Here is a 15,939-nt window from a genome sequence, read left to right as displayed (position 1 = left end):
TTTTACTAAAATCTAAAGTGAGAGAATGCTTTATTTGCTTCAGCCATTTTATGAGTATCAACTCTTTTCTTAACAGCTGCACCTTCTTCTTTAGCAGCAGCAAGAACTTCGCCAGCTAATTTCTGAGCCATTGATTTTTCATTTCTCTTACGAGAATAACTAATCAACCACTTCATAGCCATAGATACTTTTCTATCTGGTCTAATTTGCATAGGAATTTGGAAAGTAGCCCCACCTACACGACGGCTTCTCACCTCTACGTGTGGCATAACATTAGATAATGCATCCTTCCATAACTCTAAACCAGTTTTTTCATCGTCTTGTTTCTTCTCTTCTACGATATCAATCGCATCGTAAAATACTTTAAACGCTACGGACTTCTTACCATCCCACATCATCATGTTAACGAAACGCGTCACTAACTGATCATTAAATCTTGGATCTGGTAAAAGAGGTCTCTTTTTAGCCTGTCTTTTTCTCATTTCTTCTTGTTGTAAGTGTTAATTTACTTTTTAGGGCGTTTTGCTCCGTATTTTGATCTACGTTGCGTTCTTCCTTGAACTCCAGCAGTATCTAAAGCACCACGAACAATGTGATACCTAACTCCTGGTAAGTCTTTTACCCTTCCGCCTCTTACTAATACTATCGAGTGCTCTTGCAAATTGTGACCTTCTCCAGGGATGTAAGCATTTACTTCTTTTCCGTTCGTAAGACGAACCCTTGCTACTTTACGCATAGCAGAGTTAGGCTTCTTAGGCGTCGTAGTATAAACACGCGTACAAACCCCTCTTCTTTGAGGACACGAATCTAAAGCAGCCGATTTACTCTTCTTAGTAATTGTGGCTCTTCCTTTTCGTACTAATTGTGAAATTGTTGGCATAATCTACTAAACAATAATTATGTTTTATTAATTAAAATTTCCTTTTAAATCTTTGAAATTCAGCTCATAAATAAGCAGACCTCTCGTTTAAAAGGGTGGCAAAGGTAAGAATTAATATTAATTAATCAAATCATAATCAATTAATTTTCAATAAAATTACCTCTAAATCACTAAGATAGGATTTTGAAGTTAAAATTACATACTATAACAACATAGTAGCAAAGGCATAATAAAGACAGTAAAAAAAACAAGAAATTAATAATTAACAAAATATCGATAAAAAAGAATATTTATTCGATAAATTACTAATTTTTTAAAAAAGACAAAAAAATAATACCTTAAAATTAAGGTATTATTAAACACGAATAAATAACACTAATAAATATGTAAAAAACTAAAGTAATTTGTGATTTTCTTCATATTTAACATGAGAAAAGTTGCAGATTTAACATGAATTTACCACTTTCGCAGCAGCTAATTCAAATATATTGATAAAATGAGAACAAAGTTTAGTGGATTTTTGACGCTAATACTAGCGTTAATTGTGCAAATTACTTTTGCACAAGAAAAGACCGTAACAGGTGTGATTACTGACCAAGATGGTCTACCGCTACCTGGTGCGAGTGTCGTAGTAAAAGGTACTAATAATGGTACTCAAACAGATTTTGATGGTAATTATTCCATTAAAGCCAATACAGGAGATGTCTTAACATTTTCTTTTGTAGGGCAAAAAACAGAAGAGCGTACTGTAGGCGCTTCTAACTCTATAAACGTTTCTTTACAACAAGATGCGCAAGCATTAGATGAAGTTGTTGTAACAGCATTGGGGATATCTAAAAAAGAGAAAGCATTAGCATTTTCAGCCCCAAAAGTAGATTCAGAAGGTCTTAACAATGCACAAAACGATAATGCAGTTAGTGCTTTATCTGGTAAAGTTGCAGGTGTTAGCGTTAACTCTCCTTCAGGTAACCTAGGAGGATCACAACGTATTTTGATTCGAGGTGTAAACTCTGTTACAGGTAACAACCAACCTTTATTTGTTATTGATGGTATCCCAATGGACAACTCTAACTTTAATACTACTGACACACAAAGAGGTAGTGGAGGAGTTGACTGGGGAAGTGCTATTAATGATATCAATCCTCAAGACATTGAAAGCATGACGGTATTAAAAGGAGCTGCTGCAGCTTTATACGGTTCAAGAGCTGCCAATGGTGTTATTTTAGTAACTACAAAGAAAGGTAGAAACAAAAACAAATTAGGTATTACTATTAATACGTCAGTTTCTTTTGATCAGGTAGCTATTTTACCAGACCTTCAAAGAGAATATGGTGGAGGAAGCAATCCTACTTTTGAAACTCAGAATATTGAAGGAAGAGACTATAAATTAGTAGAGTATGCTACTGATGAAAGCTGGGGCCCGAAGTATGATGCTAATACAAACGTACTACATTGGGATGCCTTTGACAAAGAAAGCTTTCCTGACCAATATTTAAATGCACGTCCTTGGGTTGCTCCAGCAAATGACGTAGAGTCTTTTTTTAATACTGGAATAACAAACTCAAACAATATCTCAATCGGTACTTCTGGCGAAACTGGAAACTACCTGTTTTCATTTGGGAACACTAGCACAACAGGTACCTTACCTAATACTTCCATCGATAAATACAACATGAAGGTTAGCATTAATCAGAATCTTTCTGATAAATTGACTGCTTCAAGTGTTTTAAATTATGTGAGAACTCAAGGTCAAAGGCCTGTAGTTGGATATGGAGATAATAGTGTTACACAGAAATTCTTCCAGTTTGGACAAAGAAATTTGGACTATGAACGTTTAAAAGATTACAAGAACATAGATGGTAGTCAAAGAACATGGAATAGAGTTGCTTGGGATGACCCAACTCCAAATTACTCGGATAACCCTTATTGGACAGTTTATGAAAATTTTCCAACTGACGAAAGAGATCGTGTATTTGGAAACTTTAGCTTAAATTATCAAATTACAGATGACTTCAGTGTAAAAGGATCTGTATACGGAGATGTATACTCATTTAAAAATACTGAAAGAGCTGCTGTTGGATCACAAGCACAATCTTACTACTTAGAAAGAAACTATAATTTCTATGAATTTAACTATGAATTCATCGCTAATTATCAAAAGAGATTAAGTGACTTAATTGAAATTACAGCCTTAGCAGGTGCCAACAAAAGAGATAGCAAGAAAACATACATTGGTGTTTCTACTACTGGAGGTCTATCTATTCCTGGAATATACAACATCAATAATGGTCTTGGACCAATTGACAATCAACCAAATGGATTGCCTGCATACACTAGTGTCAGAAAAACAAACAGTGTATTTGGAAGCTTTGGTGTATCTATTGCAGATCAATTATTTTTAGATTTCACAGCTAGAAACGACTGGTCTTCAACTTTACCTGATGACAATAACTCATATTTTTATCCATCTGCTTCAGCTGCATGGTCTTTCTCAGAAGCATTCTCTGATAACTCAAGTTGGTTTGGTAAATTGAGATTCGGTTGGGCTCAAATCGGAAATGATACTGATCCTTATAGAGTAGTTACAACTATGCTTATTCAAAATCCATTTGACGGAAACGGAAGAGTAACTTTACCTAATACTAGATTAAACCCTGATCTTATGAGTGAAACTACTGAGACATGGGAAATCGGTACCGAACTAAGCTTCTTTAATAGAAGAGTAAACTTAGACTTCACATACTATAACAACAAAACAACTGACCAAATTATTCCTGTTGATTTATCTTACGCAACCGGTTACGGAGCTAAATGGATCAACTCTGGTGAAATGAGTAATAAAGGTATCGAAGTTGGTTTAGGATTAACTCCTGTAAGAAACGATAATTTCTCTTGGGACATTAACCTAAATTTTGCTAAAAACGAAAATGAACTAGTTGAACTAGCAGATGGACTTGAAACTTTATTACTTAGCAACGCTCCTTTCCGTGCACAATTAGTAGCCTTTGCTGGTCAGCAATACGGTACAATCATGGGGACTGATTTCATCTATGATGATCAAGGAAACAAAGTAATCAACAGTGACGGAACTTATGCCGCTACAAACGGTTTAGTTAATCTAGGATCAGTTTTACCTGAATGGACTGCTGGTTTAAACAATACTTTTAGATACAAAAATCTAGACTTAAGTTTCTTAATCGATGTAAGGCAAGGTGGTAAATACTACTCTACTTCTCACCAATGGGGAATGTACTCTGGTATGCTACAAGAAACAGTAGATAACAACATTAGAGAAGACGGAATCGTACTTGATGGTGTTACAGGAGATGTTACTTACAATGCTGACGGAACATATGAAGTTTCTAACACAAGCGAAAACACAACAAATATTTCAGGTTATAGCTACGGTAAAATGCATTATGGAACTGTAGATGCACTTAATGTGTTTGATGCAGATTACTTTAAATTAAGAGAGATGACATTAGGATACACATTCAAAGGTGACCAAATTCCAGCTTTCGACAATTTAAGATTAAGCATATTCGGAAGAAACTTATACACTTGGGGATTAGATTATGACGGAATCGATCCTGAAACTACTTCTGCTGGTTCAGGAAATATTCAAGGTCTTGAAGGAGGCTTACAACCATCTACTAGATCTTACGGTATGAGTTTACAAGTATCATTCTAAAAAAAAATGAAAATGAAAATATTAAAATATAATTTACTAGCACTTACAGCTGCTTGTTTCACTATCACATCTTGTGATACTGACTATATAGCTGATCCCGATAACCCTGAAGTTGCTCCGTCAACTCACCTAATTAATAATGCTGAATTTGACATTGCTTTTCAACTAAACGATCAATGGACAGCAGGACGTGGTACTTTAGGATTTTCTCAATATTGGGGACAAACTTTTTATACTGATGAAAATCAGTATCAATTGAGGCCTAGCCAAATCAATGATTTTTGGAATGAACCATATAGAGCTTTAACAGACTTAAAGGCTATTATCGATCTAAATGAAGACCCAGAAACAAGTGGTTTAATGTCTGCTTATGGTAGTAACAACAACCAAATTCAGGCAACAAGAATCCTTATGACATATGCATTCTCTAAACTTGTTGATACTTTCGGTCCAGTTCCTTACTGGAGTTATGGACAGAAAGACAACCAAGATTTCCAAGCATTACGTTTGGATGAAGGAATAAATAACCCTAAATATACTAACGATATGGTTATTTATACAGACATGCTTAATGAGTTAAAAGAAGCTGCTAATATGCTAAACACTTCCGAAGTTGTATTTACACAAGGAGATAGTTATTGCAACGGAAATGCATCAGAGTGGATTAAATTCGCTCATTCTCTTAGATTAAGATTGGCTGCCCACATTAAAAATGTTGACCCAACACTTGCTCAAGAGGTATATAATGAGTCTGAACCAAAAGCTTTAGCAAGCAACGCTGACAATATTGATTTTACTTTTGGTACAAACGATATAACAGGAGGTCCTTGGCATCAAGCTTTCACAGTTGGAGCTAGAAGAGATTTTGCTCCAGCGCAATCTTTTGTAGATCTACTTTACAACAGAGTTGGTCCTTTTACTTCTGCTGGAACTGAAGATCCAAGAGTTAATATGTTTTTTGACCCAAGAAATGAAACTCCAGAAATTGTAGGAGTACCATATGGTTTTGGTGATGCTGCTGCTAGAAACATCATAGATGAAAGTCTACCTGATGCTGAAATCATTAAGCCTGATTTCGTACAACCTATAATTGAATTCTCAGAAATAGAATTTATTAGATCTGAATTTGAAGGTTGGAGTCAAGCAAATTACGAAAACGGTGTTAAAGCTTCTCTAGATAGATGGGGTGTTGCTGCAGGAGATGTTTCTGCGTATGTAGCTTCGCTTCCAGCTGCTTCTGAAGAAACTGTTTTAACTCAAAAATATATTAGCTTATATATGGATGGATTAGAAGGATGGACAGAATACAGAAGAACTGGATTCCCTAACACACTTTCTATCCCTGGAGATACATATGACTATGAAGTAGAAAATGAAGATGGTACTACAACAACTGTTACAGCTACATTCACAACTAAAATCGCTGGGTTAGATGAAATTCCTAGTAGAGTTACTTATCCACAAAATGAGCAACTTCTAAATAGTGATAATTGGGATGAAGCGCAAAGTTCTCTAAGTGAAGGAGACGTAATGTACTCTAAGATTTTCTGGGACGTTAACTAATTCCTAAAAAGAATAAATCTTATTTTTATAAAGAACCACCTCATTTTGAGGTGGTTTTTTTATGTACCTTTGTCACCATGGAAAACAACTACCAGATATTTGGAATTCGTTCTATTATTGAGGCGATACAAGCAGGAAAAACGATAGATAAAGTATTTATCCAAAAAGGATTATCAGGAAGCTTATTCAAAGAACTAGATACCTTATTAAGAAAGGAGCAAATAAACACATCTTATGTTCCTGTTGAAAAACTTAATAGACTTACAAAAAACAATCACCAGGGAGTTGTTGCAAATATTTCTCCTATTGAATTCCATGAAATTGAAACACTTATTTCTAATTCCTTAGAATCTGATACTACTCCCCTTTTTCTATTATTAGACCAACTTTCTGATGTAAGAAATTTCGGAGCAATAATTAGAACTGCAGAATGTACTGGTGTAAGCGGAATAATTATTCAGAAAAAAGGAGCTGCTCCTGTTACTGCAGATACTGTAAAAACTTCAGCTGGAGCTGCCTTTAAAGTACCTATTTGCAAAGTAGATCATATAAAAGATGCTGTTTTTCATATGCAGGCCTCAGGAATTCAAGTGGTCGCTGCTACAGAAAAAACCGATAATACTGTTTATGATGCAGATTTTAGTGGTCCAACAGCTATAATTATGGGATCTGAAGATGTAGGAATCTCACCTTCTATCTTAAAATTAGTTGATCAAAAAGCAAAGCTTCCCCTTTTAGGTGAAATACAGTCGCTTAATGTTTCTGTTGCTTGTGGTGCTTTTTTATATGAAGCTGTAAGACAACGTCTGTAATTACAGTCTTTCACTATAATTTTAGGTCATTATGGATTATTTACAGCACTATTTTTATATAGATTAGTAGCTCGCTAAATAAATACATTTTTTATGCATGTTAATTGAAGAATATTGATAATTAGCAAGAAACTTTATACTTTAAATTCTAATTTTTCTAAAATAATCAATTTATAGATTTATCATTTTCCACATAATGATATTTTATTTCAAGGGTAGGAACTTCATCATCTATAGGAAGATCGTCTTCTAACTGTTCTATAAAATTACCATCAGCATCAAAATGTTTTAAAAATTGGTCTTCATCTTCGTTATAATCATCACGTTCCCAATCGTATTTTTCTTTCCTTAAAACTTCACTCTTAAATATAATCGCAAGGAAAAGACCTACAAGAAAACCCGATAAATGTCCTTCCCAAGAAATCTTATTTTCAACAGGAAAAATAAACCAAAACATACTACCATAAACAAAGACGGTTACTAAGGAAAGTGCTATTAGTCTACGATTTTTAGCAAAAATACCTTTAAAAAAAATAAAACTGACTAGTACATAAATAAGTCCACTTGCTCCAATATGATATGCAGGTCTACCTATTAACCAAGTAAAGAATCCACTTAACAAAACTCCTAACAGCAACACCTTCCAACTTATCTTATTATAAAAATAAAAAAGGGCTGAACTCAAAATCATTAATGGTAATGTGTTGCTATAGAGATGTTCTACAGAACTATGAATAAAAGGACTTAAAACAACACCTCTTAATCCACTTAATGTTCTAGGATACACTCCATAATGTGTAAAATCAAATCCAAAAGTAAGCTCAAACCAATATACAGTCCATATGGTTAACCCAAAAAACAAAGGATAAATAAGCATCCAAAGGGAAAAATCAAGCGACTCATCTTTTCTCATAAGACTAAACTAACAAATATAGCTCCAATTTCAATTTACTGATAATTTGTCAGAAATGCATCAAACTACTTACGATGAAAATTGTAATTTTGAATTATGAATGAACCGTTAGCAGAAAGAATACGTCCGAAAAATTTAGAACAATACATCAGTCAAAAGCATTTAATTGGTGATGATGGCTCTCTGACTGAACAGATTAAAAGAGGAACTATTCCCTCATTAATCTTATGGGGTCCTCCCGGAACTGGAAAAACTACATTGGCTAATATTATTGCCAATGAGAGTAAGCGTCCATTCTATGTTCTTAGTGCCATAAATAGTGGTGTGAAAGATATCCGTGAGGTTATCGAAAAAGCAAAGCAAAGTGGTGGTCTATTCACAACAAAAAACCCTATTTTATTTATTGATGAAATTCATAGATTCAGCAAGTCTCAGCAAGATTCACTTCTTGCCGCTGTAGAGAAAGGATGGATAACATTGGTTGGGGCTACTACTGAAAATCCAAGTTTTGAGGTTATCCCTGCACTACTTTCTAGATGCCAAGTTTATGTATTGAATCCCTTTGACAAAGAAGACTTAGAGTCGCTATTAAAAAGAGCTTTAGTTGAAGATACTTACCTTTCTAAAAAAGACATCGAATTAAAAGAAACGGAAGCATTGCTAAGATTATCTGGTGGTGATGGAAGAAAATTATTAAATATTTTTGAGCTTGTAATTAATTCTGAAGCGACAGAAAAAGTAACCATTACTAATGATTTAGTGATGAAAAAAGTTCAGAAAAATACAATTCTCTATGACAAAACGGGAGAACAACATTATGATATCATCTCGGCATTTATAAAATCTATACGAGGCAGCGATCCTAATGGAGCAGTTTATTGGTTAGCTAGAATGATAGAAGGCGGTGAAGATGTTAAGTTTATAGCAAGGAGAATGCTTATCTCTGCATCAGAGGATATTGGTAATGCAAATCCAACAGCGCTAGTTATCGCGAATAATACCTTTCAATCCGTTACAACAATCGGATATCCAGAGGCTCGAATCGTATTAAGTCAATGCGCAATTTATTTAGCAACATCGGCAAAAAGCAATGCCTCTTACGAAGCAATAAATAAAGCGATTACAGCAGTAAAACAAACTGGAAATTTAACAGTTCCAATCCATCTAAGAAATGCTCCCACGAAATTAATGAAAGAACTTGGCTATGGAGAGGATTATAAATATTCGCATGCATATCAGAATAATTTTGCCCCACAAGAATATCTCCCTAGGGAATTAGAAAATACAACTTTCTATAATCCAGGAAATAATCAACGAGAAAATGCTTTGCGGGACTTTTTAAAAAATAGATGGCAAAATAAATATCAATATTAAATATTTATATGAAATAATCATTATAAAGCGTATTTTTACTGTAAACACCTATATTTCAACTAATTGTTATGGTAAGAAAATACGCCTACATAAAAACATTAATACTCTTTAGCTTATTTTTCTTCCACCTTAGCAGCCATGCACAAGAAAAAAATAAAACAGATGCCTATGGCCTAAATGAATACCAAAAACTTCTTCAGCAAAATAAAGAGATAATAACTTCGTATGAAGAGGAAATTAAAAATCGTATTAATACTAGGAATAGGTCACGTAATCCTAATGAAAAAACATCTGTCCCAATAAATATTATTACCATTAGAAAATCTGATGGCTCTGGTGGCATTTCTCAAGAAGATATCAATACTGCTATTGAATCTTTAAATTTTTATTTCAATCAAATTAACATTGATTTTTTTGTTTGTGGAAACAACACAGTAATCGATGACGATGACTTATATACCTTTAGAGAGGATGCTGAAGAAGATGATGATGAAGTACTACTTTATGATGGAGGATACATAAAGGATAATATTGTGAATTTAGTGTTTACAGACTTACAGCCTCTTAACGGATATGCATATTACCCTGGCGGAAAAGATTTAATCGTTATGAGAAATAGTGTTGCTGCTAACGGCACCACTATTGTTCACGAAATGGGTCACTTTTACGGACTTCTCCACACTCACGAAAATGCTGATGGAGAAGACGGTCCTGAAACCATAGAGCTTGTTGACGGAAGTAATTGTAGCACAGCTGGAGATAAAATTTGCGACACTCCTGCAGACCCCGATTTAACAGGAAAAATGAGCGGATGCGAATATACAGGCACTGTTCAAGATCCTAATGGGGATTTTTACAATCCCGATGTTACAAACCTCATGTCTTACGCTACACGTGACTGTAGAGATAAATTTTCAGTAGAACAATTAGCCCGCTCCTATGCGATATTAAAAACGTTAAGAGGTGATTTTACTTGTCCTAATCTTAGTATTGACATAGCAACCTCTACTACTAATACATGTAACAATACGCTTCAGGTAACATTTACAGATCTAAGTACGGGTGCTACAACTTGGGAATGGGATTTTGACACTGATGGAACGATCGATAGTAATGAACAAAACCCGACACACACATACCAAAGTGGAAATTACACACCTACACTAACTATTTCTAATGGAAGTGAAAGTATTTCAAAAACATTTTATAAGATTCCAGTTAATGTTGGGGTACAACTTTCACTTCCTATTAACGATAATTTAGATACATACGCATCTGCTAATGACGGAGGTTGGCAATCTATCCCCGCTGCTTCTGGCTATTCATGGAACAGCATGACTGGCCCTACACGATCATCAGATGATTCTGATTCTGGAGGTCCTACGGATGATGCAGACGGAGGTGGCGTATATTTTTACACAGAAGGAGATCCTACAGGCAGCCTACCTTTTAACACTGGAGATGAAGCGCAACTTCTTTCACCATGCATCCCCATAGGTCTTAATACAAAGCTGAATTTCTCATATCACATGTTTGCCAGCACCCCTAGTTGGCAAGGAGAACTACACATAGATATTTCCATAGATAATGGGCAAACATTCACAGAAGACATCACACCTCCTCTTAAAGATGGTCAACAAAGTAGTGCTGATGAAGCCTATAAAACACAAGAAGTTGACCTTTCTGCATATGCAAGTGAAACTGCTATAATCCGTTTTAGAGCAATTAGAGATACTCGCCTTTCTGATATCGCTATAGATAACATTACATTTGAAGATATTTCAGAAGTTAAATTCAATGCAAGTAGCTACTCCTCATCTTGTGCGCCCGCTCTAGAAAATGTAACATTCACGGATCAAAGTATCTTATTATCTGGCCCTGTTACATCATGGGAATGGGATTTTAATGGAGATGGAACTACTGATAGTACTGAGCAAAACCCAACATTTAGTTATACAAGTAGCGGCACATATGTCGTAAAATTAACTGTTTCTAATGCTAATGAATCACTTTCAAAAACATTTACTGAAACACCAATAATTGTTGGTGCAGAAAAAACTGCTCCTTACGAGGAAAACTTCAATAACTTCGCTGCGGGAAGCGTAATTAACGAAGATAGCTGGACTACTATCCCAGCAGCAAGTGGCTTTACATGGGCTACAAACTCCGGAGGCACTCCAACTCCTAATACAGGTCCTTCTATGGATGGTGATGGAAGCACCACTTCTAATTATGCGTTTACAGAAGGGAGTGAGGGATCTGGGCAAACTTTTTCAGAAGGAGATGTAACACAACTTATTTCCCCCTGTATTCAATTAGGCGAAAATCCTAAACTTAAATTTAAATATCATCGTTTTGATACAAGTCAAAGTCTTATTGGATCACTTCGTGTTGACATCAGTATAGACAACGGAAACTCCTTTATTGAAGATTTGTTAGTAATCGATGGACCACCGCAAAATAGCAGTTCTGATGAAGTATATATTGATGCTGAAGTAAACTTATCAGCATATACAGATATGATTGTGAATATTCGTTTTAGAGTAATTCGAGGAAGCACATTTAGAAATGACATCGCTATTGATAATTTTTCAATTGAAAGTGATGTTCCTGCTCCCACTGGAGAAGTTGCTCAATCTTTCTGTAATACTGCTACACTAGAAGATATCATTATTGACGGTAATGATATCAAGTGGTATACTACAGAAACTGACACTGATGTATTACCAATTGATACTGCTGTAGAAAATGGAACTACATACTATGCTTCACAAGCAATAAATGGAGTAGAAAGTGTAGAACGACTTGCTGTTACCACAACAATTCAAGAGGTTGACGCTCCAACAGCTGAGACTACACAAGACTTTTGCAACGCTGCAACCATTGCAGATATTATTGTTACAGGTGAAAACATAAATTGGTACGAAACTGAAACAAGTAACGAATCATTAAATAGCGACCTAACACTAACGAACGAGGCTATCTATTATGCCACACAAACGATTAATAACTGCGAAAGCGAAAGACTAGCGGTAACGGTAAGTATTGGTGAGATTCTAGCTCCTACGGGAATGACGACTCAAAGTTTCTGTACAGACGCTACAATTGCTGACTTACAACTTAATGAAACTAACATTGTTTGGTATGACAGTCCAACTAACGGAAACCAAATACAAGAAGATACTAGCTTAGCAGACGGTTCAAATTATTATGCAGCTCAAATTATTGATGATTGTGAAAGTACAGATAGACTTGCCGTAACAGTTAGTATTAGTGATATCCTAGCTCCTACAGGAATGACGAATCAAAGTTTCTGTACAGAGGCTACGATTGCTGACCTACAACTAAATGAAACTAACATCATTTGGTATAACAGTCCAACTGATGAAAATCAAATTCAAGAAAATACTAGTTTAATAGACGGCTCAACTTACTATGCAGCTCAAATTATTGATGATTGTGAAAGTACAGATAGACTAGCAGTAACGGTAAGTATTGGAGAGATTCTAGCGCCTACAGGAATAACGAATCAGAGTTTCTGCACAGATGCTACGATTGCTGAATTACAACTAAATGAAACAAACGTCGTTTGGTATGACAGTCCAACTAACGGAAGCCAAATCCAAGAAAACACTAGCTTAATAGACGACTCAACTTACTATGCAGCTCAAATTATTGATGATTGTGAAAGTACAGATAGACTTGCTGTAACGGTAAGTATTGGAGAGATTCTAGCGCCTACAGGAATAACGAATCAGAGTTTCTGTACAAATGCTACGATTGCTGAATTACAACTAAATGAAACAAACATCATTTGGTATGACAGCCCAACTAACGGAAGCCAAATCCAAGAAAACACTAGCTTAATAGACGACTCAACTTACTATGCAGCTCAAATTATTGATGATTGTGAAAGTACAGATAGACTAGCAGTAACGGTAAGTATCGGAGAGATTCTAGCGCCTACAGGAATAACGAATCAAAGTTTCTGTACAAATGCTACGATTGCTGACTTACAACTAAATGAAACAAACGTCGTTTGGTATGACAGCCCAACTAACGGAAACCTAATCCAAGAAAATACAAGTTTAGTAGACGGAACAACTTACTACGCAGCTCAAACAGATGGTACTTGTGAAAGTACAGAAAGACTTGCCATAACAGTTAGTATTAGTGATATTATAGTTCCTACAGGAATGACAACGCAAAGTTTCTGTACAGATACAGATGTTTCAATTGCTGACTTACAACTAAATGAAGCAAACATCGTTTGGTATGACAGTCCAACTGGTGGAAATCAAATTCAAGAAAACACTAGCTTAGTAAACGGAACAACTTACTATGCAGCTCAAATTATTGATGATTGTGAAAGTACCGAGAGACTAGCGGTAACAGTTAGTATTAGTGATATTCTAGCACCTACGGGAATGACAAGTCAAAATTTCTGTACAAATGCTACGATTGCTGACCTACAACTAAATGAAACTAACATCGTTTGGTATGACAGCCCAACTAACGGAAACCTAATCCAAGAAGATACTAGTTTAGTAGACGGAACAACTTACTACGCAGCTCAAATTATTGATGATTGTGAAAGTACAGATAGACTAGCAGTAACGGTAAGTATTGGAGAGATTCTAGCGCCTACAGGAATGACGAGTCAAAGTTTCTGTACAAATGCTACGATTGCTGACTTACAACTAAATGAAACTAATATCGTTTGGTATAACAGTCCAACTGGAGGAAACCTAATCCAAGAAAACACTAGCTTAATAGACAGTTCAACTTACTATGCAGCTCAAACAGATGGTACTTGTGAAAGTACAGAAAGGCTTGCCGTAACAGTTAGTATTGGAAGAGTTACAACACCTACAGGAATGACAACGCAAAGTTTCTGTACAAATGCTACGATTGCTGACCTTCAACTAAATGAAACTAACATCGTTTGGTATAACAGTCCAACTGGAGGAAACCTAATCCAAGAAAACACTAGCTTAATAGACGGCTCAACTTACTATGCAGCTCAAATTGTTGATGATTGTGAAAGTACAGAAAGACTTGCTGTAACAGCAAGTATTAATAACTCTCAAGAAACGTTCATTTCATATAATTCTGAAAGCTATTGTTCTAGTGATAACAATGCCTCTCCTTCAATTACAGGAAACGCAAACGGTACGTTCTCTGGTTCTGAAGGATTAATTATTAATGAACAAACAGGTGTCGTTAATATTTCAGCTTCAAAAGTTGGAGAACACATAATAACCTATACCACACAAGACTCATGCAACACTTCAAGTTCGTTTACTATCTCAATCGTAGAAATTAACGCAAGTGTTACCGTTACAGAAAACACGATGGTTGCAAACTATAACGGAGCATCATATCAATGGATTAATTGTAACGAGGGTAACACTCCTATTTCAGGGGAAACGAATCAAACTTTTACACCTACAACAAGTGGTGTTTATGCATTAGAAGTTACGACGAATAACTGTAAAGAAGTTTCAGAATGTATTGACTTTACAATTTCTGACTCTTCGATAATAGCTGGTTTTTATGATGAAATTTTAATATATCCTAATCCTACCAAGGGTAATTTAAATATATATCTTGGCTCTCATGAGGCTCAATTAACTATAAACATATATGATAGTGGTGGTAAAATTGTACATAATAAACCTAAAGTTGAAAATGACATTTACAGTTTTGCTTTCAATGTTTCTAGAGGAATATATTTTGTTGAAATCGTTGAAGGTGAGAATAGGATTAAATCTTATAAGATTATTAAAGATTAACTACTTATTTTAGGACGGGACATTTATAAAAAAGAAAAAGCTTACTCAAATTAAATGAGTAAGCTTTTCTTTTATATTCTAATTTTTCTTAGAACTTGATATTTAAAACTTCTTGTTTTAAAACATCTCCTTCATAATATTCTGCAATCCATTTTCCATCTTTTTGGTAAAGGAAGCCATTTTTATCCTTGATAATAAAATAATTAGGCTGTGTAGTTTTTGTGATTTTAAACACAACTTTAGGACTCATATCTACTAATTGAAATCCTGTAGCTGTAGGTTGTGCAAATAATGTTGTTCCATTATCTTCTACTGTAGTAGATACAGCTGCTACTGGAGCAGCAGTCTGTGTTGCTACTTGCTGTGTTTCATTTGACACTGAAGTAACTCCTCCTAATGCTATAGCTGCTGTAGATACTGGAGCAGGCTCTTCAACCACAGCTCTTCCCAATACAAATTTAGTATTAGTAGACCCAGGCTCATATTTATAATTTAATTCTTTTACTGATACAAAAGCATTCTCTATTGCATCTTGGTATGCCTCTTCGTAATCTTTCTCTTTACTTTTACCTTCATCGGAAGTATAAACGATATTACCTTGACAGTTCTCCAAAGAGACTCTTAATTTGGTAGTAAATAGATTTGAGTCGTCCACAATTTCTGCCTTCAACCCTAAACATGGATTTGCTTGAAGATCTGCTGGTTTCTGATCATCATAAATTGCATTAAATCCTGCTTTTTCGAATAAAAACTTAGTGTAAGTATTTACACGATACTGATTCTCCTCTTTAAGAAAATCAAACTTTTTAGGGACAACAATATATTTATAGTTGTTAACATTCTCTTGGGCACTCATAGCAATTGTTACCAAAAACAATCCTAGAAATAGTAATTTTTTCATTGAATAAAAG

Annotated in this window: 9 protein-coding genes; 5 read left to right on the top strand and 4 right to left on the bottom strand. The window is 35.1% G+C overall.

Annotation, left to right across the window (positions count from 1 at the left end; translation table 11 throughout):
• Positions 1 to 5: 5 nt before the first annotated feature.
• Positions 6 to 482: a 30S ribosomal protein S7 gene (rpsG, locus tag JM658_RS04305; RefSeq protein ID WP_236957993.1), complete on the bottom strand. Its 477-nt coding sequence runs from the start codon at positions 480 to 482 to the stop codon at positions 6 to 8.
• A gap of 23 nt (positions 483 to 505) precedes the next feature.
• The gene (rpsL, locus tag JM658_RS04300) at positions 506 to 880 is read right to left on the bottom strand and encodes a 30S ribosomal protein S12 (protein ID WP_143954394.1); all 375 of its coding nucleotides are present in this window, start codon (positions 878 to 880) and stop codon (positions 506 to 508) included.
• Between the two features lie 496 nt (positions 881 to 1,376).
• Between rpsL and JM658_RS04295 the strand changes: the two genes are divergently transcribed.
• The 3 genes from JM658_RS04295 to rlmB all read left to right on the top strand — a co-directional run bounded on the left by JM658_RS04295 (position 1,377) and on the right by rlmB (position 6,946).
• On the top strand, positions 1,377 to 4,571 hold the full coding sequence (locus tag JM658_RS04295; protein WP_236957992.1) for a SusC/RagA family TonB-linked outer membrane protein: 3,195 nt from the start codon (positions 1,377 to 1,379) through the stop codon (positions 4,569 to 4,571).
• Positions 4,572 to 4,583: 12 nt separating this feature from the next.
• A complete protein-coding gene (locus tag JM658_RS04290) occupies positions 4,584 to 6,134 on the top strand; it encodes a SusD/RagB family nutrient-binding outer membrane lipoprotein (RefSeq protein WP_236957991.1) in 1,551 nt (516 codons plus the stop codon).
• A 77-nt stretch (positions 6,135 to 6,211) separates the two neighbouring features.
• The gene (gene rlmB / locus JM658_RS04285; protein ID WP_236957990.1) at positions 6,212 to 6,946 is read left to right on the top strand and encodes a 23S rRNA (guanosine(2251)-2'-O)-methyltransferase RlmB; all 735 of its coding nucleotides are present in this window, start codon (positions 6,212 to 6,214) and stop codon (positions 6,944 to 6,946) included.
• A gap of 166 nt (positions 6,947 to 7,112) precedes the next feature.
• Here rlmB and JM658_RS04280 read toward each other — a convergent pair whose 3' ends face one another.
• Positions 7,113 to 7,859, bottom strand: a complete 747-nt coding sequence (locus JM658_RS04280) for a rhomboid family intramembrane serine protease (RefSeq protein ID WP_236957989.1) — start codon at positions 7,857 to 7,859, stop codon at positions 7,113 to 7,115.
• Between the two features lie 96 nt (positions 7,860 to 7,955).
• On the opposite strand from JM658_RS04280, the gene JM658_RS04275 reads away from it, so the two are divergent.
• Both JM658_RS04275 and JM658_RS04270 read left to right on the top strand, forming a co-directional pair.
• On the top strand, positions 7,956 to 9,233 hold the full coding sequence (locus JM658_RS04275; protein ID WP_236957988.1) for a replication-associated recombination protein A: 1,278 nt from the start codon (positions 7,956 to 7,958) through the stop codon (positions 9,231 to 9,233).
• Between the two features lie 68 nt (positions 9,234 to 9,301).
• Complete coding sequence (locus tag JM658_RS04270; RefSeq protein ID WP_236957987.1) at positions 9,302 to 15,028, top strand: Ig-like domain-containing protein; 5,727 nt, start codon at positions 9,302 to 9,304, stop codon at positions 15,026 to 15,028.
• A gap of 88 nt (positions 15,029 to 15,116) precedes the next feature.
• Here the strand turns inward: JM658_RS04270 and JM658_RS04265 are convergent, their stop codons facing one another.
• A complete protein-coding gene (locus tag JM658_RS04265) occupies positions 15,117 to 15,929 on the bottom strand; it encodes a hypothetical protein (protein ID WP_236957986.1) in 813 nt (270 codons plus the stop codon).
• Positions 15,930 to 15,939: the final 10 nt, after the last annotated feature.

This window comes from Joostella atrarenae (assembly GCF_021764745.1).
Lineage (GTDB): Bacteria > Bacteroidota > Bacteroidia > Flavobacteriales > Flavobacteriaceae > Galbibacter > Galbibacter atrarenae.
Note: the sequence above shows the minus strand (reverse complement) of the source record. Positions and strands in the feature narration are given on the sequence as shown.

What these genes read in the sequence shown, in the direction of transcription:
- JM658_RS04275 (WP_236957988.1), top strand. Translation starts at nt 7,956, where the DNA reads ATGAATGAACCGTTAGCAGAAAGAATACGTCCGAAAAATTTAGAACAA.
- JM658_RS04270 (WP_236957987.1), top strand. Translation starts at nt 9,302, where the DNA reads ATGGTAAGAAAATACGCCTACATAAAAACATTAATACTCTTTAGCTTA.
- JM658_RS04295 (WP_236957992.1), top strand. Translation starts at nt 1,377, where the DNA reads ATGAGAACAAAGTTTAGTGGATTTTTGACGCTAATACTAGCGTTAATT.
- rpsG (WP_236957993.1), bottom strand. Translation starts at nt 482, where the DNA reads ATGAGAAAAAGACAGGCTAAAAAGAGACCTCTTTTACCAGATCCAAGA.
- JM658_RS04290 (WP_236957991.1), top strand. Translation starts at nt 4,584, where the DNA reads ATGAAAATATTAAAATATAATTTACTAGCACTTACAGCTGCTTGTTTC.
- rpsL (WP_143954394.1), bottom strand. Translation starts at nt 880, where the DNA reads ATGCCAACAATTTCACAATTAGTACGAAAAGGAAGAGCCACAATTACT.
- JM658_RS04265 (WP_236957986.1), bottom strand. Translation starts at nt 15,929, where the DNA reads ATGAAAAAATTACTATTTCTAGGATTGTTTTTGGTAACAATTGCTATG.
- rlmB (WP_236957990.1), top strand. Translation starts at nt 6,212, where the DNA reads ATGGAAAACAACTACCAGATATTTGGAATTCGTTCTATTATTGAGGCG.
- JM658_RS04280 (WP_236957989.1), bottom strand. Translation starts at nt 7,859, where the DNA reads ATGAGAAAAGATGAGTCGCTTGATTTTTCCCTTTGGATGCTTATTTAT.